A 22725-nucleotide genomic window follows, 5' to 3' on the forward strand; every position below is an offset into this window, starting at 1 on the left:
GACGGTCACGAAGACCACGACGACCGCGACGACCAGGGGGAGGCCCGGATGCCCCGGCAGGGCTCTACGGCGAACGGACGGCGCGCGACCGTCGTGGACGTGGCACGTCTCGCGGGCGTGTCGACCGCGACCGTGTCCCGCGTGATGAACCGCAACTACCCGGTCGCGGCCACCACCCGCGAGCGCGTCGAGGACGCCATGCGGGAGCTGGGCTATGTGGTCAACGCCCACGCCCGCGCACTGGCGGGTGTCTCCGGACGCACCGTCGGCATCATCATCAGCGACGTGGTCGACCCCTTCTACGCCTACATCGCACGCGGCGTGGAACGCGAGGCGACGGCGGGCGGCCGGCTCTGCCTGGTCTGCAGCACCCAGGGCGACCCGCAGCGCGAGCTGGCCTTCATCGAGCTGATGCACGAGCGCCGCGCCGACGCGGTGATCCTCGTCGGCGGCAGCGTCGCCGACCGCGGCTACCGCACGGAACTCGAACGCCGCGCCCGCGAACTGGACGCCGGCGGCTCGAAGCTCGTGCTGTGCGGCCGCCCCGCCCTCGGCAAGGACGCGCCCACGGTCGGGGTCGAGTACGACAACGAGGGCGGCGCCTTCGCGATCACCGACCACCTCCTGACCGAGGGCCACGAGCGGATCCTGTACCTGGGCGGCCCGCCTGGGCTCTCCACCACCAAGGAACGGATCGCCGGCCACCGTCGGGCCCTGGAGCAGCGCGGGCTGCCGCGCGATCCGGCGCTCGTGCAGCCCGGGGCGTTCAGCCGCCAGTTCGGCCACCGGCGGATGACGGAACTGCTGCGCGACGGGCCGGAGTTCACCGCCGTCTTCGCGGCCAACGACATCGTGGCGGCGGGCGCGGCCCAGGCCCTGGAAGAGGCCGGGATGCGGGTGCCGCAGGACGTCTCCCTCGTCGGCTACGACGACGTGCCCGTGGCGCAGGAGCTGCGGCCGCGCCTCACCACCGTGCACATCCCACTGGAGGAGATGGGCCGCCAGGCCGTGCGCGTCGCCCTGGCGGGCGGCGACGAGGACGACTGGCGGGCCCCGACGACGGGCACGCTGCGCCTCGGTACGCATCTGGTGGTGCGCGACTCCGTGGCGGCGCCACGTGGGGTGCGCCGCCGCCGGGGGTGAACTGCGCTCCGGCTCACGGCGCTCCGGTCCGGCTTCCGGCATCCCGAGACCCCGGCACCCCGGGATGCCGCGCCGCGGCTCACGGAGTTTGGGCTTTCGGCGTTCCAGGGTGCGGCGTTCCGGGTTGCGCGTCGTGGCTCACGACGTTCCGGGGTGCGACGCTCTGACTCGCGACGCTCTGGGATGGGACGCTCCGGTCCCGTTCACGGCACCCCGACTCGCGGCGCCCCGGTCCTGTTCACGGCACCCTGACTCGCGGCGCCCTGATCCGATTCACGGCACCTCGACTCGCGGCGCCCCGGTCCGATTCACGGCACCTCGACTCGCAGCGCCCCGGTCCGATTCACGGCACCTCGACTCGCCGCTCTGGCATACGGCGCTCCGACTCACGATGCCCGGTTCGATTCACGACACCCCGGCTCGCAACGCTCCGACTCACAACGCGCCGGTCCCGTCCACGGAACCCCGGCTCACGATGCATCGGGCCGGCTCACGGCACCCTGACTCGCGGCCCTGGCATACGGCGTTGCGGCTCACAACTCTCCGGTCCCGTCTGCGACACTCCGGCTCACGACGCCCCGGTCCCGCTCACGGCACCCCGGCTCACGACGCCCCGGTCCGGTTTCACGGCACCCCAACTCGCGCCCCCGGCATGCCCCGCCGCCGCTCACGGCTGGCTGCCCCGGACCCTTCAACGGCTTTCCGACCGGCTCTGTTCACCGGTTTCCGCCCTCAGCCCGTAGTAACAGACAGAAACTTGCCGGGCCCTCTTGCGGCGGGATAGCAAACGCTTACATGCTGGCGCGCAGCCCGCACATCACTCCGATGCTGTTGATCCCCATGGGAGTCTCTGGATGCGCCCTGCCCGTATGCCCTCCGCCACCCCGGCCGACGCCGTTTCCCCCGCCGACACCCCCGCCACCTCGGGCTTCTCCCGTCGTGCGGTGCTCGCCACCCTGGCCGGCGCGGGAGCCGCCACGCTCCTCGGCGCCGGCACCGCACACGCCCACGCAACGGGCGGTGTCACCGTCCCGCTCATCGCGCGCCCCTCCGCCGAGACGGAGCGCCTGCGCCTCGGACAGGCCCTGCGCGCCACCGAGTTCCAGCCGACCGGGCAGTACGTCCCGGCCGGGACCGCGCTGCGCTTCGACGTGCTGCCCTACGACGGCCTCGTGCCGACGCTCTGGATCGGGCAGTGGGACTACTACGGCACGGTGACGGAACCGCGCAGCTATGCGCTGAAGCCCGGCGCCAACACGGTCACCGACCCGCATGGCGGTCCCGTCTACTTCTCCCTCGAAGGCCACGGCGAGCGTGCCGCCGTGAAGTTCAGGACGGGCTCCGCCGCGATGCCCGTCTTCACGCTCGGCCACACCTCCGAGGCCGACTACCAGCGGCAGTTGGACACCCTCACCGACGTTCCGGTGGTCGAGCTGCACGCGCCGCGCACCATCATGACGCTGACGCGCGACGGCGCGCTCCTGTACCGCGACCAGGACCACGCGGCCCTGCTCCGGCTCGTCGAGGAGATCATCGAGGCCGAGTCGCGGATCAGCGGGCTCGACGGGTCGAAGCCGGTGCACCGGCCGAAGGCGGGCGGCTACCACTTCACCGAGGTGTCGGTGGTCCCGTCCGGCGTCGGGGCCTACGCCACACACGGCTACAACGGCTTCCCGCGCGCCTATCTCGACCGCGCCACCACCGTCGACGGTCTGCGCACCCGGGGCTGGGGCCTCTACCACGAACTCGGGCACCTGCATCAGCAGATGGCGTACAAGCCGACCGGCCTGACCGAGGTCACGGTCAACATCTACTCGCTCGCGGTGCAGCGTGCCCTCGGCCAGCCGTCCAATCTGCTGACCGTCGACCCGAAGACCGGCCTCAACCCCTTCCAGTCCGCACGCGCGAAGTTCGGCACGGACGGGCTGACGTACGAGAAGTCCTTCGGCGCCTACGAGAAGCTCGTGCCGCTGCGGCAGTTGGAACTGGCCTTCGGTGACGACTTCTGGCCGCGCCTGCACCGGCTGGTGCGCGAGGAGAACCCGCAGTCCGAATACACCGAGACCGCCAAGCGGTACCGCGCCCTGTCGACCTACGCCAGTCGTGTCTCCGGCCGCGACCTCACGGACTTCTTCGTCCGCGACTGGGCCTTCCCCATCGACGCCACCGGACTGGCCGAGATCGCCGCGCTCCAGCTGCCGAAGCCGACCGTCGAGCCGGCCACGCTGACCGACTGACCCGACTGACGTGACCGACCCGGAGGGGACCCACCGCACATGGACCTCACTCGCAGACAGACCCTGACCCTCGCGGGCGCGACCGCCGCGGCGGCGCTCCCCCTGACAGCGGGCGTCGCGACGGCGGCGGGCGCCGGGGAAGCGGCAGACGCCGCCCCTGCCGCCGACGCCTTCGACGTACTGCTCGCGCGCGCCGAGGAGCAGCTCACCGGTGGCGCGTTCGACACCGCCGACCCGGACTTCGCGGCCGCCGTCAAGGCCCTCGACACGCAAGCGTCCGCCTGGTGGAAGGACCTCGACCGGAGCGCGGGCAGGAAGGCGCTGTGGGCCGACCTCTCCCCCGCGTCGGACCCCGGAATGTTCGGGCAGAGCTATCCGCGCCTGCGCACCCTGGCCACCGCCTGGGCCACTCCCGGCACCTCGCTGACCGGCAGCGCCGAGGTCGCCGACACGCTCGTCGCGGCGCTGGGCTTCCTGGGCAGCACCGGCTACAACCCGGCCCGCGGCGAGTCCGGCAACTGGTGGTTCTGGGAGATCGGCGCGCCCCGGGCGCTGATGGACACCTGCGTACTCCTGCGGTCGAAGCTTCCTGCCGCGGACCTGGCCGCATACGTCGCGACCGTCGCGAAGTTCTGCCCGAACCCCGACCGCCGCACCAACTCCCCCTCCCTGTCCGAGACCGGCGCGAACCGTGCCGACAAGGCCGTCATCGTGGCCCTGCGCGGGCTGCTCGCCCGGGACGCGGCCACGGTCGCGCTGGCCCGCGACGGCCTGTCGGACGTGCGGGACAACGGGCGCCGCAGCCTGTTCACCTATGTCACCTCGGGCGACGGCTTCTACGAGGACGGGTCGTTCGTCCAGCACGACAGCGTCGCCTACACGGGGACGTACGGAAGTGTGCTGCTCGGCAGCGCGGGGCAGCTGATCGCGCTGCTCGCCGGGTCGGACTGGGCCCTGACCGACCCGAAGGTGTCGGTGCTCTACGAGGCGGTGGAGCGGTCCTTCTCGCCCGTCATGTTCGACGGGCTGATGATGGACGCGCTGCGCGGGCGGGCGATCTCCCGCGAGCGGGCCCGCGACTACGACGACGGCGCTGTCACCCTCACTTACATCCTTCAGCTGGCCGCGGGCGCCCCGGCCCCGTACGCCGACCGCTGGCGTGCTCTCGCCAAGGGGTGGATCAGCCGCAACAAGGCCAATCCGTACGCCGGTCTCGTCGGTGTCCCGGCTCTGGCGCGCGCGAAGGCCGTCCTCGACGACGACGCGGTTCCGGCGGCGGAGCGTCTCACCGGTCACTTCTCGTTCGCCGACATGGACCGCGTGGTGCACCGGCGCCCCGGATGGGCGCTCGCCCTGTCGCTCTCCTCCAAGCGCATCGCGGCGTACGAGGCGGGCAACGGTGAGAACCTGCACGGCTGGTACACCGGTGACGGCATGACGTATCTGTACGACGGCGACGACCTCGGCCAGTTCGGCGACGGGTTCTGGCCGACCGTCGACCCGTACCGGCTGCCGGGCACGACGGTGGACACGCGGGCGCGCGCGGACCTCGGTACGGGCGCCGGCACCGGCACGTACCGCCCGAAGAACGCCGTGGCGGGCGGCGCCGTCCTCCAGGACCGCTATGGCGCGGCCGCGATGGAACTCATCGCCGACGGCAGCACCCTGCGGGCGCGGAAGGCGTGGTTCTGCCTGGACAACGCGGTCGTCGCGCTCGGCGCGGGCATCACCGCGAGCGACGGCCGCACGATCGAGACCGTCGTCGAGAACCGCAAGCTGCACGCCGACGGGGCGCCGCGCCTCCTGGTGGACGGGCGGCGGCAGCCGGGCGAGCAGGGCTGGTCCGCCTCACTGTCCGGCGCCGGCTGGGCGCACCTGGAAGGCACGGGCGGCTACGTCTTTCCCGACCAACCGGGACAGAAGCCGGGCGGCGGCGTCCCGCTGAGAGCGCTGCGGGAGGAACGCACCGGCACCTGGGGCGCCCTCAACTCCGGCGCGGACACCGGCGGCGACACCGAGCCGGTCACCCGCCGCTACGTCACGCTGTGGTTCGACCACGGATCCTCCCCCGCCGACTCCTCCTACGCCTATGTGCTCCTGCCGGGTGCGAGCGCCGTGGCGACCGGGGTCTGGGCACACTCGCGGCCCGTGCGGATCGTGGCGAACGACGCCACGGTCCAGGCCGTCGAGGCGCGCCGCCTCGGGCTCCTCGCCGCGCACTTCTGGGGTCCCGGGAGCGCCGGCGGACTCACGTCGTCCGGTCCCGCCACCGTCATGGTGCGGCGGCACGGAGACGCCATCACGGTCGCCGTGGCCGACCCCGGCCGCACCGGGTCGACGCTCACGGTCGAACTCCCCTTCCCCGTCCGCAAGGTGACGCGTGCCGACGACACGATCACGCTCACACCGGGCCGCCGGCCCGTCCTGACGGTCGATGTCGCCGGCTCACGCGGGCACAGCCACACGGCGGAACTCGCGTGAGGTCATCTCCGTCGGTTCCGACCGTCGACGTCCGTCCCAGGCGCGCATAGGGTCACCCCCGGCCCGCCACTTCCGATCAAGGAGCGACACGCCCCCATGCCCGCACCGCACCTCTCGTTGCCGCCCACCGACCGTGTCCTGTCCCCGCTCACGGGCTGGACGCGGGCCCACTGGGAGGCGCTGGCCGACCGGCAGTTGGAGGCGCTCGTCCCGTACGCGACGCCTGGGTTCGCGCAGTACCGGCTGCCGGGGCGGGCCAGCTGGTCGGGGGTCGTGTCGGACGGGCTGGAGGGGTTCGCGCGGTCATTCCTGCTGGCCTCCTTCCGGATAGCGGGCGCGGGCGGGGACGTGGATCCCCGACTCGTGGAACGCTACGCGGAGGGTCTGACAACGGGCACCGACCGCGGCCGCGGCACGGGCCTCGACGGCGAGGCATGGCCCGAACTCACCGACTGCTCGCAGCAGATGGTGGAGGCCGCGTCCATCGCTATCGGGCTGCACGAGACCCGCCCCTGGATCTGGGACAAGCTCGACTCCCGGGTCCAGGAGAGGATCGTGGACTGGTTCTCCGGCTTCGTCGGCGGCCGCACCTGGGACAACAACTGGCGTCTGTTCCAGGTGGTTTCGGAGCAGTTCCTGGCCTCGGTCGGGGCCCCGTACAGCCAGGACGACATCGACGGCGGCCTGGACCGTATCGAGGACTGGTATGCCGGCGACGGCTGGTACACCGACGGCGACGGCCGCAACTTCGACTACTACATCGGCTGGGCCATGCATCTGTACCCGCTGCTGTGGGCGCGGATGGCGGGCCCGGACGGCGACGGCGGCCGCGCGAAGGTCTACCGGGAGCGCCTGTCCCAGTTCCTCACCACCTACCCGCACTTCTTCGGCGGTGACGGCGCACCCGTGCACCAGGGCCGCTCACTGACGTACCGTTTCGCCGCCACCGCGCCCGTGTGGATGGGCGCGCTCGCGGACTGCACCCCGCTGGAGCCGGGGCTCACCCGGCGCCTCGCGTCCGGCACGGCACGGCACTTCGTGGAGCGCGGCGTCCCCGACGAGCGGGGCCTGCTGCCACTCGGCTGGTACGGGACGTTCCTGCCGACGACGCAGCCGTACTCGGGCCCCGCCTCGCCGTACTGGGCGAGCAAGGGGTTCCTCGGCCTGCTGCTGCCCGCCGACCATCCCGTGTGGACCGAGCGCGAGGCGCAGCTGCCCGTCGAGAAGTCCGAGCAGTACACGGCGCTGCCCGCGCCCGGCTGGCTGCTGCACGGCACGCCCCACGACGGGATCGTGCGGCTGATCAACCACGGCAGCGACCACAACCCGATCGATGGTCCCGCCTCGGACGATCCGCACTACGCGAAGCTCGCCTACTCCACGGCGACGGCGCCCGAGTCGGCCCCGCACGCCTGGCGGCGGACCGTCGACAACCATGTGGCGCTCGTCGCGAAGGACGGCACCCCCTCGCGCCGGCGCCGGATCCACCCGATCTCCTGCGCGGGACGCGTCGCCTCGTCCCGTCATGACGCCCAACTGCCGGGATTCGACGAGGAGTTCCCGATCGAGTCGACGACCGTGCTGCACGGACCGTGGGAGATCCGCGTGCACCGGGTGCAGGCTCCCGAGGGCGTGACGGTGCGCGAGGGAGGCTACGCGGTCGCCGACGAGAGCAGCGTCCACGCCGAGCAGGGCCCGGGCTGGGCGCTGACGCGCACGGAGTCCGGGGTGACCAGCGCGGTGGTGGCGCTGCACGGCTGGGACGAGGAGTCCGGTATCGCACGGGAGGTCGAGGCCAACGCCTACGGCCCGCACTCGGCGACGCCCTACCTCCGCTCGACCGGCCACCCCGGAGGATCCGGCGTGCACGTCACGCTCGCGGTCCTGACCCGCGACGTCGTGCATCCGCAGGCCCTGCGCGAGTCGATCTCATGCGAGGCGGACCCCGGGGACGGCGGGCAGGTGCGGATCACGTTCCCCGACGGCGGGACGGTCACCGTCTGACGCCGTCATGTGCGCGCCCCGTACGTCGGGGCGGGGGCGTGGGCCAAGAGGTGCCTGACAAGGGTGAGCAGGGTCTGGATGCCCGAGCTGGAGATCCGGGCGTCGCACCGCACGACGGGCACCTGCGGGTCGAGGTCGATGGCCGCCCGCACCTCGTCGGGGTCGTAACGGTAGGCGCCGTCGAACTCGTTGACGGCCACGATGAACCCCATGCCGCGTTCCTCGAAGAAGTCGACGGCCGCGAAGCAGTCCTCGAGACGGCGGGTGTCGGCGAGGATCACCGCGCCGAGCGCCCCCTCGGAGAGCTCGTCCCACATGAACCAGAAGCGCTCCTGCCCGGGCGTACCGAACAGATACAGCACGTGTTCCGGGTCGAGGGTGATCCGCCCGAAGTCCATCGCGACCGTCGTCTCGACCTTGTTCTCGATGCCTTCGAGGTCGTCGGTCTCGGCACTGACCGTGGTGAGCAGCTCCTCCGTGCTCAGCGGGGCGATCTCGCTGACCGCTCCGACGAAGGTCGTCTTGCCGACACCGAAGCCACCCGCGACCAGGATCTTCAGCGCGGTGGGGAAGGCGTCAGAGCTGTCGTCGTAGTCCATCGAGCACTGCCTCCAGTAGGGACCGGTCAGTGGGGTTGTCGTGGAACGTGGGGGGCTTGGTGGTGATCGCCCCGCAGTCGACGAGGTCGGACAGCAGGACCTTCGTGACGGCGGCGGGGAGTTTCAGATGAGCCGCGATCTCCGCGACCGATGTGGGGTGGGCACACAGTTTGAGCGCCTCGCCGTGTTCGGGCCCCAGGTAGCCGAGCGGGGTGGCCCCGGTCGCCATCACCAGCGACAGGAGATCCAGCGAGGTGGTCGGCTGCGTCCGCCCGTTGCTCACCGTGTACGGGCGGACGAGGCGGCCGGCCGCTGCGTCGAGCCACGGCCCGTCCTGCGGGGCCGTCATGCTCAGTTCCTCATCGCCGTGGGTTCGGCCGCGTGCTGGCGGGGTGCGGTCATCAGGTACGGGCGCACGCTCTTGACCAGCATGGCCATCTCGTAGCCGAGCACCGCGGCGTCGGCCTCACGCCCGGCGAGCACCGCGAGGCACGTGCCGGAGCCCGCGGTGGAGACGAACAGCAGGGTGGAGTCCAGCTCGACGACGACCTGCCGGACCTCACCCCCGTCCCCGAAACGGACGCCGGCGCTGCGGCCGAGGGAGTACAGGCCCGACGCCAGGGCCGCCATGTGGTCGGCGCTGTCGGCGTCGAGGCCGTGGACGGACTTGACCAGCCCGTCGGACGAGAGGAGGACGGCGCTGCGGGTGTGCGGCACACGCTGGACGAGGCCGCTCATCAGCCAGTCGAGATCGGACACATGACCCGTCGGCACATCGCTCGCCATGGGGGATCGACTCCTTGGTGGACTGCTGGGGATGCGTTGACTGTGGGAAGTGCGGGACTGCTTGCGGCACTTGGCGGGCGCACGAGGGGTGGGCGCACCGGTGGCGGGCGAACGTCATCCGGCCGTATCGCTCCCGTCGTGCGGTGCGTTCGGTTCGTAGGCGGCGAGTGGCCCGGTGGCGGGACCGCCGGTCGGCTCGGGACCGGCCGGAGGCAGGTCGCGCACGCCGAGGGTCAGGTCCCGCGCCTCGGCCGCCTCCGCGAGCCCGATGCCGCGCTGGAACGCCGCCATCAGACCCGGGTCGTGGAGTACGGGCGCCTCGTTCTCGGGGCGCTCCTGCCGCTGCGCCGGGCCGCCCCTCAGCTGCGGCGCGAGGTGTTCCTGGACGCGCCGTCTGGGGAGTTGGGGCCGGCCCATGGTGCCGCGCACGGCGCCGTTGACCGGGGCTGGCCGGCCGGGCGTGTGCTCCCCGGTGGTCTGCCGGTCCTCGGTGCGGATGCCGGGCAGCGCGTCGGCGGGTGTCCGTCGCTCGTCCCTGGCAGTACGCAGCGGGAGGGGCGGCGCGACGCCGTTCGCCCCGGGATGCCTGCCGTCGGAGGCACCGCCCTGAGGCTGCCGGGGGACGACGGCCACGCCGGCGTGCGGGGTCTCGCGGGGCGGCGGGGGTTGGTGCGGTGCCTCGTACGGCTGGGGGTCGAAGGGCTGGAGGTCGGGCTGAGGGGGACGGTGAAGCTGAGTCTGTGGCTGGGGCTGGGTCTGGGGCTGCGGTGGCCGGCGGTGGGACTGCGGCTGAGGCTGCTGTTCGAGCTGGTGTTGCCGTTCCTGCCGGCTGTGGTGCTGCGAGAGCCGCCGTTCATGTGCCTGGTGCCGCTGGTGCATGGTCTGCGCGCTGTCGTCCGTCGCGTCCGCGGCGCTCCGTGGCCTCGGCGCGGGCTCGTTCTCGTCGCCGCCGAGCAGGCTCTGCGGCACGACGAGGACCGCCTGCACACCACCGTAGATATTGCTCTGGAGCCGGACCGTGATGCCGTGTCTGCGGGCGAGCTGCGAGACGACGAAGAGGCCGATGCGCCCGTCCTGGAGGAGGCTCGCGACGTTGACCTGGTCCGGGTCGGCGAGCAGCGTGTTCATCTTGTTCTGCTCGGTGACGGGCATTCCGAGGCCGCGGTCCTCGACCTCGATGGCGAGACCGGACGTGACGGTGTTGGCACGGAGCAGGACCTGGGTGTGCGGGGCCGAGAACACGGTGGCGTTCTCGACGAGTTCGGCGAGCAGGTGGATGCAGTCGGCGACGGCGTGCCCGCGCAGGGTGCCGTCGACCGGCGGGACGAGCTTGACCCGTGAGTACTGCTCGACCTCCGCTATGGCCGACCGCATGACCTCGGTCATGGAGACCGGGCGGCTCCACTGGCGCCGGGACACGGCGCCGCCGAGCACGGCCAGGTTCTCGGCGTGCCTGCGGATCCGGGTGGCGAGGTGGTCGACGTGGAACAGGCCCTTGAGCAGGTCGGGGTCCTCGACGTCGTTCTCGAGTTCGTCGAGGATCGAGATCTCGCGGTGCACGAGGGACTGCAGGCGCCGGGCCAGATTGACGAAGACCTCGACCTTTTGTTCGCTGCCCGCGTGGCTGGAGAGCTGGGACGCCTGGACGACGGCGGTGACGGCCACGTCCTGGGCGCGCGTCATGTCCGCGGCCAGCAGTTCGAACTCGTCGGCGTCCGGGGCTGCCGCGGGGGCCTGCCTGCGGGGCGGCGGCCCCTCACCCTTGCGCAACTGCTCCACGAGACCGCGCAGTTCACCCTGCCCGCGCGCACTCGCACGGCGCAGGACACCGACCCGTTCGCGTACGGTCCTGGCCGCCCGGTCGGCGGCCACGGCGGCGATCACGATGCCGGCCAGGGTGACGAGGCACGCTCCGGCGAGGACGGCCCAGAGGGCGAGCCCTGGGCGGGCGCCCGTGGAGCGGATGGTGAAGAGAACGGCCGCGCTGGCGCTCAGGGCGACGGCGAGCGGGGGCAGTACGGCGAGGCGCAGAAGCTGGGGCCGTATGTGGGTCTCGGGCTGCGGGGGGACGGACCGGCCGCCCGGCCTGCCGTGCCGACCGCCCTCTCGGCGGTCTGCGCGGGGGGCCGGTGGGCGAAGGTGAGACATTCGGCGTCCTCGTACGTGGGGGCTCCTGCGGGTCGGCGCGAGGCGGGCAGGCGGCATCGCACTCCCGGCCGGGAGCGGGTGGGGATGCCGCCGCTGCGTCGCTCAGCGAGCACACACGGTAGTCGGGGACGGCTCACATGCGGTGGGCAGTTGCCAAAGTCCGGCGTCCCAGGTCCCGCTCTGGTATGAGGCTTCGTACGACAGACCGATAACAGTTCCGGACGCCCGCCCAGCCATGGGTACGGGTGTTCCATCGCCCGAAAACGTGTCCTGTTCGGGCGTGCGCGGCATGCCGAATGTCTCGGGGAGTCGGACCCACTACAGTGCGCCGGGATCGGGACTCTTACGCACGGAGGTCCGGGCTCCCACAGGAACGCTCACCTGAGAGAGCCCGGACCTCATAGACGTGCAGAGATGTGCAGAGACGTGCTCAGACCGCCGGAACGGCCTCCTGCCCACCGGAGCCGGCCCCGGCGCCTGCGCCGTTCTCGGCCGCCGCGCCGGTCTCCGGCCCGTCCGCCGGCTCCGCCTCGGGCCAGCCTTCCGCCGGCTGCGTGGCGACGCCGCGCCACCACGGCTGGACGGGGAGCGACTCGGCCGTGGGTTCGAAGGGCTCGCCCGGGCACGGGAGCGCGACCTTGGCACCGGCCCGCTGTCCCGCCGCGAGCGTGCCCTCGCCGGGCTCGGACCACGGGTGCGGCGCCAGATTGAACGTGCCCCAGTGGATCGGCAGCATGGGCCCTCCGACGGCCCCTCCCTGGAGATCGAGATGGGCGCGCATGCCCTCCTCGGGACGCATGTGGATGTCGGGCCAGAAGTCGCTGTACGCGCCGATCTGGATCATCGTCGCGTCGAACGGCCCGTGCTCCTCGCCGATGTCCTTGAAGCCGGGGAAATAGCCGGTGTCACCGCTGTGATAGAAGCGGTGCTCGGGACCGGCGACGACCCAGGACGCCCACAGGGTGTGCTGCTCGTTGCGCAGGCCGCGGCCGCAGAAGTGGCGCGCGGGCGTGGCCGTCAGGGTCAGCCCCGCCACCTTCGTCGACTCGTTCCAGTCGAGCTCGCGGAGACGGTCCGCGGGGACGCCCCAGTGCTCCAGGTGCGCGCCGACACCCAGCGGCACCGCGAACACCGTGTCCGTGTCGGCCAGCGCGCGGATCGTGGGCAGGTCCAGGTGGTCGTAGTGGTCATGAGAGATCACCACCACGTCCACCGGGCCGAGCGCGGCGAGCGGCAGCGGTACGGGGTGCAGCCGCTTGGGGCCCGCGAAGGAGAACGGGGAACAGCGCTCGCCCCAGACGGGGTCGAGCAGCACGCGGTGGCCGTCGATCTCGGCGAGGACGCTGGAGTGCCCCATCCAGGTGAGCCGCAGGCCGCTCGCCGGGGGCTTGGCGAGGTCGGCGAGGGTCGTGGAGTGCACGGGGACGGTGCCCGTGGGCGACCGCCGGACGCGCCCCTCCTTGGCGAAGAAGACCTTCGCGAACTCGATCATGGAACCCGCGGGCCGGGTGCGCGCGCCCACCGGGTTCTGGAAGCTGCCGTCCGCGAAGTTCGGCGACCTCCGGATCCGCTCGAGTCGCTCTCCCGCCGGGTCCGCGCCGAAAGCGGCAGGCCGCAGCGGGCGGAGCCCGGAGCTCAGGGAACGTGACACAGCGCCTCCCGGTGGATCGATCGGGGTTTCCCGATCAGGGATTCCATTATGGGCGGCCCCGCCGACAGTGCCCGATCCGGGACCTGGACGCACAAGGAATTCCAAGGCACGCCCCGGTTGCGCGGCGCCGACGTCACTCGGCGTCACGGCCGGCAACCGGCTCGTGCCGGGATCGGACCTCCTCGCACGCCGATCGGGCGGAAGCTTCTCCGCAGCGACGTCAGAAAACTGATCCATCATTCAGTAGCCGTTGCGTTGACACCGGTCTTCACGGCCTCGGATACTGACTGGCGATTCAGTAATCGGGTCAGTGATCCGCGCCGGTCGTGACCCCCTCGTCGGTATCCGTCAGTTTCTGGAGGCACCGTGTCAGAGCTCCCCATCGAGCTGGTCCCCCTCACCCCGGAGCAGCGGGACATCGTGGACCTCACGAGGACGTTCGCGCGTGAGGAGATCCGCCCGCGCGGGCGTGCCGTGGACGAGGCGGACGTGGAGACGCCCTGGGATCTGTGGCGCGCGGCCGCGAAGGTCGGCATCACCGGCTTCATGCTGCCCGAGGAGTACGGGGGCGGCGGGTTCACCGACGTCTTCACGCAGGTCCTCGTCCAGGAGGAGCTGTGCGTCGGTGACCTGGGCATCGGCAACCTCCTCTGCTCGAACGGCTTCTTCGCCGACCCGGTCATGGAGCTGGGCACCGAGGAGCAGAAGCGTGCGTGGCTGACGCCGCTGGCCGGGCCCGACACCCCGATGACCTCGCTGGCGACGACCGAGCCGGGCTCCGGCTCCGACGCCGCGTCGATCGTGACGACCGCGACGCGCACGGCGGGCGGCTACCTCCTGAACGGCCAGAAGGCGTGGATCTCGAACGCGGGCGAGGCCGAGCAGTACGTCGTCTTCGCCAAGACCGACCCGTCGCAGCGCTCGCGCGGTGTCACGGCGTTCCTGCTGCGCAAGGGCGCGGAGGGGCTCACGTTCGGTGAGCCGATGCGCAAGATGGGCCAGCGCGCGATCGTGTGCCGCGAGGTGTTCTTCTCCGACGTGTTCGTGCCCGACGCGGACCGTCTCGGCGACGAGGGGCAGGGCTTCGCCGGCCTCATGCGGACGTTCGACATCTCGCGCGCCGTTCTGGGCGCGGCGGCCACGGGTGTGGCGCGGGCCGCGTACGAGTACGCCCGTGACTACGCGCGCACGCGCGTGCAGTTCGGCAAGCCGATCATCGAGCACCAGGCCGTGGCGTTCCGCCTCGCGGACATGCGGACGCGGATCGAGCAGTCCCGTCTGATGACGTGGCGTGCCGCGCGGCGTCTGGACGCCGGACTCGACGCGACCGCCGAGGCGGCCATGGCGAAGCTGACCGCGTCGGAGACGGCGGCGTACTGCACCTGGGCGGCCGTGCAGACGCTCGGCGGCTGGGGCTACTCGCGGGAGTTCCCGGTCGAGCAGTGGATGCGGGACGCCAAGCTGGAGGAGATCGAGGAAGGCACCTCCGACATCATGCGCCTGGTCATATCGAGGTCGCTGTGACCGAGGAGACGGTGATGGAGCAGATGCGGACGTCGACCGGCGGCGAGGCGCTCGTCAGGGCACTCGCCGCCCACGGGGTCTCCACCGCGTTCGGTATTCCGGGGACCCACAACCTGGAGATCTACCGGCACTTGGCGGCGTACGGGATCACGCATGTCGCCCCCCGTCACGAGCAGGGCGCCGGATACGCGGCCGACGCCTACGCGCGCGTGACGGGCGATCCCGGGGTGGCCATCACGACGACGGGGCCCGCGCTCCTGAACATCGCGGCCGCGGTCGGGCAGGCGTACTCGGACAGCGTGCCGCTTCTCGTGGTGTCGCCGGGCATGCCGCTGCGCCATCCGCGCCAGTCGACGGGTCTGCTGCACGAGATGCGCAGTCAGACGGAGGCGCTGCGGAACGTGGCGGCGTTCAGCCATCGGGTGTCCTCTGTGGAGGAGATCGGGGCGGCGGTGGCACGCGCGTTCAGCCTGTTCCGTACGGAGAGGCCGCGGCCCGTGCACATCGAGGTGCCGCTCGACCTGCTCGAGGCGACGGAACCCGCCGGGCCCGTGCGGCGCGCTCCCCTGGTGGCGCCCCGCGCGGCCGACGGTCCGTCGCTCGACGCGGCGGCCGCCCTCCTCGCCGGCGCGGTCCGCCCCGGCCTGGTCCTGGGCGGTGGCGCACGCGGCGCGGCCGAGCAATGCCGGGCACTGGCAGAGCAGTTGGGCGCTCCCGTGGCGACGACCGCGAACGGCAAGGGCATCGTCGACGAACGGCATCCCCTCGCCCTCGGCGTGTCCCTGCACAGCCCCTCCGTGCAGAAGTGGCTGGCCGACTGCGACGTCGTGCTCGCCGTCGGGACGGAGCTCGCCGAGTCGGACCTGTGGTCCGCGCCGCCCCCGCTCGACGGCAGGCTGATCCGGGTCGACGTCGATCCGGCACAGATGTACGCGGGCCTCCCCGCCGACGTCGCCCTGGTGGGCGACGCGCAGGCCACGACGCAGGCGCTCAAGGAGCGGCTCGCCAAGGTGCCGGGCCCCGCGTCCACGGACACGGCCACGCGGACCACGGCCGATGTGCGCGCCGCCCGTGACGACGAGACACGCGCGCGCGACGCTCGCTGGGTGCCGTATCTCGCAGCGATCAGGAGCGTCCTCGCAGCCGATGCCGTGGTGACCTCCGACAGCGCCCAGTGCTGCTACTACGGCGCGCTCCCGCACCTCCCCGTCGGCCCCGAGGGGCGCTATCTGCACCCGACCGGGTTCGGCACGCTCGGCTACGCGCTGCCCGCCGCGATCGGCGCGAAGACCGCCTGCCCCGACCGGCAGGTGATCGCGATCAGCGGGGACGGCGGGCTCCAGTTCTCCGTGCAGGAGCTGGCCACGGCCGCGCAGCTTCACCTGCCGCTGCCCGTCGTCGTGTTCGACAACGGCGGCTACGGCGAGATCCGCGACGAGATGGCCGCGCGCGGCGACACACCGGCCGCCGTCGACCACGCGCGCGTGGACCTCGCCGGCCTCGCGCGGGCCTTCGGCGGCAGGGGCGCCCCCGCGCACTCACCCGGCGAACTCGCCGCGCTCCTGACCCGCGCCCTGGCCACCCCCGGCCCCACCCTGATCACCGTCCCCGAGGAGACCGCATGACCGCGCCCGGCACCCCCCTGATGTCGCTCACCTGGACCGACCACGTCACCGGCAGGCACGGCTACCTCGTCGTCGACCGGCTCGTGCGCGGCGTGTCCAGCGGCGGGCTCCGGATGCGTCGGGGCTGCACCCTCGACGAGGTCGCGGGCCTCGCGCGCGGGATGACGATGAAGGAGGCCCTGCACTACAACCCGCAGGGCCGCTACATCCCACTCGGCGGCGCCAAGGGCGGCATCGACTGCGACCCTCAGGACCCGCAGGCGTACGGCGTCCTCGTGCGCTACCTGCGCGCCATGCGGCCCTACATCGAGTCCTTCTGGACGACCGGAGAGGACCTGGGGCTCACCCAGGACCTCGTCGACAGGGCGGCCGAGGAGGCCGGGCTCGTCTCGTCCATCCAGGCCGTCTACCCGCTGCTCGACGACGAGGCGGCCGCGCGCCGGCGCCTCGCCGACGCCTTCGCGGTCGACGTCGACGGCATCGGCCTCGACGAACTCGTCGGCGGCTGCGGAGTCGCCGAGTCGGTGCTCGCGGCCCTGGACCGCGCGGGCGTCCCCTACGAGGGCACCCGGGTGTCCGTGCAGGGCCTGGGCACCATGGGCGGGGCGACCGCCCGGTTCCTGGCGCGCGCGGGTCTGCGGGTCGTGGCCGTCGCGGACGTGAAGGGCACCGTCGCCAACCCCGAAGGCCTGGACGTGGACGCGCTCCTCGCCGCCCGTGACGCCTACGGGACGGTGGACCGCTCGGCGCTGCGCGAGGGTGACCGCGAACTTCCGGGCGACGCCTGGCTGTCGGCCGACGCGGAGGTCCTCGTGCCCGCCGCAGTGTCGTACACGGTGGACGCGACGAACCAGGAACAGATCACGGCGCGCTGGATCGTCGAGGCCGCCAACATGCCCGTACTGCCCGAGGCCGAGGAGCTTCTCGCGCGGCGCGGCATCACCGTCCTGCCCGACGTCGTCGTCAACTCCGGTACGAACGCCTGGTGGTGGTGGACCCTGTTCGGGGACATCGAGGCCAACGCGGACGAGGCGTTCGCGTACACGCGGCGCTCCATGCGCGCGCTGATCGACCAGATGCTGGCGCGGGCCGAGGCGGACGGGACGACGCCGCGTGCCGCCGCGCACGCGATCGTCGCGGACCGTCTCCCGGTGATCGCGGAGCGGTTCGGGTGGTACAGGTGACGCCCCCGCCAGACACCGGTGTGCACGCGCGCGTGGGCCTCGACGCGCTCTTCGACCCTCGGTCGGTCGCCGTCGTCGGGGCGTCCGACAACCCGGAGAAGTGGGGCTACTGGCTGGCGTCGGGGGCCCTGTCGGGACGTGACCGCCGGGCCGTCCACCTCGTCAACCACCGCGGGGGCACCCTGGGCGGCGAACCGTTCCTGCCGGATCTCGCGTCGCTGCCCGTACCGCCCGAGCACGTCGTCGTCGCCGTACCGCCCCGCCATGTGCGGCCGGTGATCACGGACGGTCTCGCGGCGGGTGCCCGGTGCTTCACCGTGATCACGTCGGGCGGCGCCACCGCCGAGGAGGAGCGGGCGCTCGCCGAACTCGTCACCGCCCGGGGAGCGCGGCTGCTCGGCCCGAACTGCATGGGCGTGGTGGACACGACGAGCGAACTGCGGCTCAGCTGGGGCGACTTCCCCTCGGGCGGCCTCGGTCTCGTGTCCCAGAGCGGAAATCTCGCCCTGGAGATCGGCCGACTCCTCGCACGCTCCGGGCAGGGCTTCTCCCGGTTCGTGTCGCTGGGCAACCAGCGGGACATCGACGCCGCGGACGCCCTGGAGTCGCTGATCGCGCACGGCCCCACGAGGGCGCTCGCCGCGTACATCGAGGACTTCCGCGACGGCCGGCGGCTCGCGCGGGTCCTGGCGGCCGCGCACGCCGCCGGCAAGCCCGTCCTGCTCCTGACCGTGGGGCGCAGCGCCGCGTCCGGGCGGGCCGCCGCGTCCCACACCGGCGCCCTGGTCAGCGCGCGCGCCACCGTGGAGGCGGTGTGCCGCGACGCCGGCGCCCTGCTGCTCGACACGGCGGGCGAACTGGTCGACACGGCCGTGTATTTGCTGGCGCGAGGTGTACGCGAGCGCAGTGCGGGGCACGCCCCCGCCGGCCCGCCCCCTCACCCGCGCAGCGTCGCCGTGGTCGGGGACAGCGGCGGCCAAGGCGCCCTCGCCGCCGACGCGTTCGCCGCACAAGGCCTCGACGTGCCCGCCTTCACCGAAGGCACACGCGACGCGGTGGCCGAGCAGTTGCCCAGAGGGGCCGGGTGCGGCAACCCGGTCGACCTGGCAGGCGCGGGCGAGGCCGATCTCGGCAACTACGCGCGCGTGGCGGACACCCTGCTGCACTCGGGAGACACCGACGCCGTCGTCCTCACCGGCTACTTCGGCGACTACGCGACCGCCAACCCCGCCCAGAGGGACCGCGAGTGCGAGGTCGCCAACGCCCTCGCCGACGCCGCCGTCGCATCAGGGCGCGCCCTCGTGGTGCACACGATGGCCCGCGACACGCCCGCCCTGACGGTTCTGCGGCAGCGCGGTGTGCCCGTCTACGAGCGCATCGAGCAGGCCGCGACCGCCGTCGCCGCGGCGGCCCGCCTCACGGATCTCCCGCTCACCCGCGAGGAGCCGCCGGCCCCGGCGACGTACAGGCTGACGGACGGCGGTTACGAGAGCGTGCGGGAACTGCTCGCCTCTTACCAACTCGCCTTCCCTGCGGCCGAGTTCGTGACCGACGCGGACGGGGCCGTGGAGGCGGCGGAGAACCGGGCGGGGTATCCGCTCGTCCTCAAGGCGATGGGGCTCGCGCACAAGACCGAGGCGGGCGGGGTCGCCCTGTCGATCGCCGACGCCGACGCCTTGCGCACCGCCTTCGCCCGGATGAAGGCGGCGACGGGCGCGGACCGCTACGCCGTGGAGGCGATGGCCACACCGCCGTACGGACACGAACTGATCGTCGGTGTGCGGCGCGACCCGTCGTTCGGGCCCGTCGTCATGGTCGGCATCGGAGGGGTGACCGCCGAGCTGCTCGCCGACACGGCGCTGGCCCTCGCACCCCTGACGCCGGCACGCGCGCGTGCCCTGCTCCTGCGGCTGCGGCACGCGCCGTTGCTGACGGGCTGGCGCGGCGCGCCAGGAGCGCATCTGGACGCGGCGGCCACCGCCGTGTGCGCGGTCGCGCAGGCCGCGGTCGATCATCCGGAGCTGGCCGAACTGGAGGTCAATCCCCTGCTCGTGCACCCGGGCGGTGCGATCGCCCTGGACGCTCACGGCGTGCTCGACCAGGCCGGCACCTCACTGGCGCCCGTCCATCGCGTGCGCGAGGAGGCCGGCGGTCTCCTGGTCGAGCGGTAGGAACGCCTCCAGTTTCAGCTCGGCGAGCGTGACGTCGACCGCCGTCCCGAAGTGGGTGAGCGTGCTCAAAAGGCGCAGCTCGCCGCTCTCCGTGCGCAGCCGCAGCGGGACGGCGAAGCCGAGGTAGTCCGGACCGGCCTGTCGGGGCCGGTCCGGCACCATGTCCTCCAGTTCGGCGACCAGCTCCGTGAGAGCTCGGTTGGAATTGCGGACGGACTCGTCGTGCAGTCCGTCGATGACGTGCCAGGCCCACTCGTCCAGGTTCACGATCCGCGGCGCGAGCCCCCGTGGATGCAGCAGCACGCGCGCGATATTCACCGGCGCCGAGAGCAGCGCCGGGTCGACCCCGTCGGTCAGCGCGTCGAAGGCCTCGTTGTGCGAGACGAGATCCCCGCGCCGGTCGATGATGACCGCCGGATACGGCAGGTGCGCCTCCATGACGCGCTCCAGTGCCGTACGGACGGCGGACAGCTGCGGACCCCCGAAGTGCGACTCCTGGTACGCAGGTGCGTAACCCGCCGCAAGGAGGAGGGCGTTGCGCTCCCGCAGCGGCACCTTCAGCGCCTCCGCCAGGCGTACGACCATGGCGCGGCCCGGGACCGACCGGCCGCTCTCCACGAAGCTGACATGCCGCTGCGTGGTCCCCGCGCGCGTGGCCAGCTCCAGCTGGCTGACGCGCCGCCGCACCCGCCACTCACGCAACGCGTCACCGAGCCCGCCCTGCTCCGCCCTGCCCGAAGGCCCTGCCCCTGCCCCCGCCTCAGCTGGTTCCGCCCGCGTCCTCACCGGACCGGTTCTACCCGACGGCGGGGTCTACGGGCCATTCCCTGCGGGGAATTGTCGCGCCGCAGCCCACCGCGCAGAGTTCACACACCACAGAAGGACAGGACAGGAAGAGGGCGAGTCCATGCCGCACATCGACGCACAGGAGCTGGCCGGCCGGTACGCGGCCGTCTGGAACGAGCGGGACCCCGAGCTGCGCCGCAAGGCGGTGCACGCCCTGTGGTCCCCGGACGGCGTGCACGCCCTGCTGCCGCCGCAGGAGCTGCGGGAGAGTGCCGTGCGCCTCGGCTTCCCCACGGCCGCCTTGGAGGCGCGCGGTCACGACGAGCTGGAGGCGCGGGTGGCGCGGGCCCACGAGGAGTTCGTGGCGTCCGGCGAGTACACCTTCAGAGCGACGGCCGCGCACGCGCAGCAGGTGAACGACGTCGTCACGTTCCGCTGGGAGTCGGTCCTCACGCGAAGCGGCGAAGTGACGGGCGGAGGACTGGAGTTCGTCGTCGTGGCGGAGGACGGGCGCATCGCGCGCGACTATCAGTTCGTGGGCGTCTGACGCGACAGATCGTCCGTCGGGATCCGACACACGCCGGAGGGCCCTCCCCGACACGGGGAAGGCCCTCCCTTGCGCGCGAGCGCGCTAGTTGCCCACGCGCCTGCGCGTCCGCGCGCCCATCACGTAGAAGGCGAGCCCGATGCCGACGAAGAGCAGCAGGGGCACCACCTGGCTGAGTGTGTACTGGGCGCGCTCGCCGGCGAACGACTCGGGCAGTGAGTCCGCCGCGCTGCCCGCCGAGCCGAACCAGCCGACTCCGAATCCCGGCCAGATCAGCACGATCACGGTGAACGCCACGAAACCGGTGGCGAGGACGCTCACGACCCACGCGCCCACGCGTCCGCCCGGGACGGCGTACGGGCGTGGCGTGTCCGGGTACTTGCGGCGCAGCACGGCGAGGCTGGGGAACGTGATGACGTACGAGATGAAGGTGGTGCAGATCGTCAGGCCGAGGCCCGCCGCGAAGTACTTCTCGCCGTTGCCGCCCGTGAGGTTGAGGGCGACCACGAAGAGGATCGAACCGAGCACCGCGGAGAGCAGGTTCACCCGTACCGGTGTCCCGTGCTTCTCGGAGATGCGGCCGAGCCACGCCGGTCCCGCGCCGTCCGCGCAGGCGACGGCCTGCGCGCGGTGGGCGCCCATGGCCCAGGTGACACCCGAGGTCAGCAGGCCGATGATCAGGCCGGCCGCGGCGACCCCGCCGAAGACGGAGCCGAGGCCGGTGAGGGTGACCGTGCCGTCGGCCGCGATCGACCCGCCGTAGACCGTGAACACGGCTTTGCAGGCGTCGATGAAGCCGCCGAGGCTGCCGATCTCCTTACTGGGCAGCACGAAGAGGATGCCGAGGATCGGGCCGCCGTAGAGGAGCACCGCCGCGAAGCCCGAGCGCAGGATCGACAGAGGGATGTCGCGCCGCGGGTTCGTCATCTCCTCGGCCGCGGAGCTGGGCAGTTCGAAGCCGACGTAGTTGAAGATCAGGACCGGGACCAGCGCCACGAATCCGGCGTATGTCGGGACGAACTCACCGGCGGGCAGCGCGTGCACGCCGTGCTGGACGGCGAACACCACCACGGAGACGAGGAAGAACCCGAGGAGCACGATCCGGGCGACGGCGCCCGCGATGGGCACCCACTTGCCGATGCGCACGGACTGGACGACGGCGAGCGCTCCGCCCCAGATGAAGACGAGGCCGGCGGCGTACTTCCAGAATCCCGGCAGCGGGGTGAAGAACTCCTCCCACGTGGTGAGGGCGATGATGCACAGGCTGCCGCCCACCCAGACGGGGTTGGAGATCCAGTAGAGGAGCTGGTTCACTCCGGCGACGAGCCTGCCGAAGGCCAGGCGCGTCCACACGTAGGGGCCGCCCTGCACGGGGAAGGCCGAGCCGAGTTCGGCCACGAGCAGCCCGTACGGGAGGAAGAACGCGAGGGCGAGGATCGCCATCCAGGTCAGGCCCTGCGGACCCTGGGCGGCCACGGAGCCGATCGTGTCGAGGCCGACGAGGGTGCAGATCAGGAAGAACAGCACGTCGAGCCTGCGCAGGTCCTTCTTGAGCCGGGAGCGCTGCTCACCCCAGCCCTCTGACAGGTCAGGCAGGTCGGGTGCGTCCTCGGCGGACGGCTCGGTCGGCGGTATCGGCGGCGCTTGGGTCACGGGGAAACTCCTGCTGCACGGCGGGGCACGGGGCGTGACGGTTGTTCTCGGACTGTGCTGCGACTCTTCTTGTGACGGTGCCGCGACCGGCTCCCCGGTCGCTCTATTGACTGAACGGCCAGTCAGTAAGCGAGACTGTGACGGGCACCACTGGGCACTGTCAAGAGTCGTGCACGAGGCGTTCGC

Annotated in this window: 16 protein-coding genes; 9 read left to right on the plus strand and 7 right to left on the minus strand. The window is 72.4% G+C overall.

The window, feature by feature from the left end; all coding sequences use genetic code 11:
- Window positions 1-48: 48 nt before the first annotated feature.
- The 4 genes from OHO83_RS11010 (at window position 49) to OHO83_RS11025 (ending at window position 7865) form a co-directional block, all read left to right on the plus strand.
- Entirely contained in the window at window positions 49-1143 is a 1095-nt protein-coding gene (locus OHO83_RS11010; RefSeq protein ID WP_330280754.1) for a LacI family DNA-binding transcriptional regulator, read from the plus strand.
- Between the two features lie 869 nt (window positions 1144-2012).
- Window positions 2013-3380, plus strand: a complete 1368-nt coding sequence (locus tag OHO83_RS11015) for a M60 family metallopeptidase (protein ID WP_330279362.1) — start codon at window positions 2013-2015, stop codon at window positions 3378-3380.
- A gap of 39 nt (window positions 3381-3419) precedes the next feature.
- Window positions 3420-5861: a polysaccharide lyase 8 family protein gene (locus OHO83_RS11020; RefSeq protein ID WP_330279363.1), complete on the plus strand. Its 2442-nt coding sequence runs from the start codon at window positions 3420-3422 to the stop codon at window positions 5859-5861.
- 96 nt (window positions 5862-5957) lie between these two features.
- Window positions 5958-7865: a DUF2264 domain-containing protein gene (locus OHO83_RS11025; protein ID WP_266675529.1), complete on the plus strand. Its 1908-nt coding sequence runs from the start codon at window positions 5958-5960 to the stop codon at window positions 7863-7865.
- 5 nt (window positions 7866-7870) lie between these two features.
- On the opposite strand, the gene OHO83_RS11030 is transcribed toward OHO83_RS11025, so the two are convergent.
- From OHO83_RS11030 to OHO83_RS11050, 5 genes are all read right to left on the minus strand, one after another.
- Window positions 7871-8464, minus strand: a complete 594-nt coding sequence (locus tag OHO83_RS11030; protein ID WP_116507536.1) for a GTP-binding protein — start codon at window positions 8462-8464, stop codon at window positions 7871-7873.
- The gene (locus OHO83_RS11035) at window positions 8442-8813 is read right to left on the minus strand and encodes a DUF742 domain-containing protein (protein ID WP_266675527.1); all 372 of its coding nucleotides are present in this window, start codon (window positions 8811-8813) and stop codon (window positions 8442-8444) included. The genes OHO83_RS11030 and OHO83_RS11035 overlap by 23 nt, the downstream gene beginning before the upstream one ends.
- Window positions 8814-8815: 2 nt before the next feature.
- A complete protein-coding gene (locus OHO83_RS11040; RefSeq protein WP_100591713.1) occupies window positions 8816-9250 on the minus strand; it encodes a roadblock/LC7 domain-containing protein in 435 nt (144 codons plus the stop codon).
- A 114-nt stretch (window positions 9251-9364) separates the two neighbouring features.
- Complete coding sequence (locus OHO83_RS11045; RefSeq protein ID WP_266675526.1) at window positions 9365-11398, minus strand: ATP-binding protein; 2034 nt, start codon at window positions 11396-11398, stop codon at window positions 9365-9367.
- Window positions 11399-11828: 430 nt separating this feature from the next.
- Window positions 11829-13049: an MBL fold metallo-hydrolase gene (locus OHO83_RS11050; protein WP_330279364.1), complete on the minus strand. Its 1221-nt coding sequence runs from the start codon at window positions 13047-13049 to the stop codon at window positions 11829-11831.
- A 366-nt stretch (window positions 13050-13415) separates the two neighbouring features.
- Here OHO83_RS11050 and OHO83_RS11055 point away from each other — a divergent pair, with 366 nt between their 5' ends.
- From OHO83_RS11055 to OHO83_RS11070, 4 genes are read left to right on the plus strand one after another with little or no spacing between them, the layout of a single operon-like run.
- Window positions 13416-14573, plus strand: coding sequence for an acyl-CoA dehydrogenase family protein (locus tag OHO83_RS11055; RefSeq protein ID WP_227298382.1), 1158 nt, complete (start codon window positions 13416-13418; stop codon window positions 14571-14573).
- A complete protein-coding gene (locus tag OHO83_RS11060) occupies window positions 14570-16198 on the plus strand; it encodes a 5-guanidino-2-oxopentanoate decarboxylase (RefSeq protein WP_330279365.1) in 1629 nt (542 codons plus the stop codon). Before OHO83_RS11055 ends, OHO83_RS11060 begins: the two co-directional genes overlap by 4 nt.
- The gene (locus OHO83_RS11065; RefSeq protein ID WP_266675523.1) at window positions 16195-17382 is read left to right on the plus strand and encodes a glutamate dehydrogenase; all 1188 of its coding nucleotides are present in this window, start codon (window positions 16195-16197) and stop codon (window positions 17380-17382) included. The genes OHO83_RS11060 and OHO83_RS11065 overlap by 4 nt, the downstream gene beginning before the upstream one ends.
- Entirely contained in the window at window positions 17379-19553 is a 2175-nt protein-coding gene (locus OHO83_RS11070; protein WP_330279366.1) for an acetate--CoA ligase family protein, read from the plus strand. The genes OHO83_RS11065 and OHO83_RS11070 overlap by 4 nt, the downstream gene beginning before the upstream one ends.
- Here the strand turns inward: OHO83_RS11070 and OHO83_RS11075 are convergent.
- Entirely contained in the window at window positions 19494-20255 is a 762-nt protein-coding gene (locus OHO83_RS11075) for a helix-turn-helix domain-containing protein (RefSeq protein ID WP_330280755.1), read from the minus strand. The two genes, OHO83_RS11070 and OHO83_RS11075, sit on opposite strands and share 60 nt — an antisense overlap.
- Before the next feature lie 205 nt (window positions 20256-20460).
- On the opposite strand from OHO83_RS11075, the gene OHO83_RS11080 reads away from it, so the two are divergent.
- Window positions 20461-20886, plus strand: a complete 426-nt coding sequence (locus OHO83_RS11080; protein WP_266675521.1) for a hypothetical protein — start codon at window positions 20461-20463, stop codon at window positions 20884-20886.
- An 84-nt stretch (window positions 20887-20970) separates the two neighbouring features.
- Here the strand turns inward: OHO83_RS11080 and OHO83_RS11085 are convergent, their stop codons facing one another.
- On the minus strand, window positions 20971-22539 hold the full coding sequence (locus OHO83_RS11085) for an APC family permease (RefSeq protein WP_330279367.1): 1569 nt from the start codon (window positions 22537-22539) through the stop codon (window positions 20971-20973).
- Window positions 22540-22725 lie beyond the last annotated feature (186 nt).

This window comes from Streptomyces sp. NBC_00569 (assembly GCF_036345255.1).
Lineage (GTDB): Bacteria > Actinomycetota > Actinomycetes > Streptomycetales > Streptomycetaceae > Streptomyces.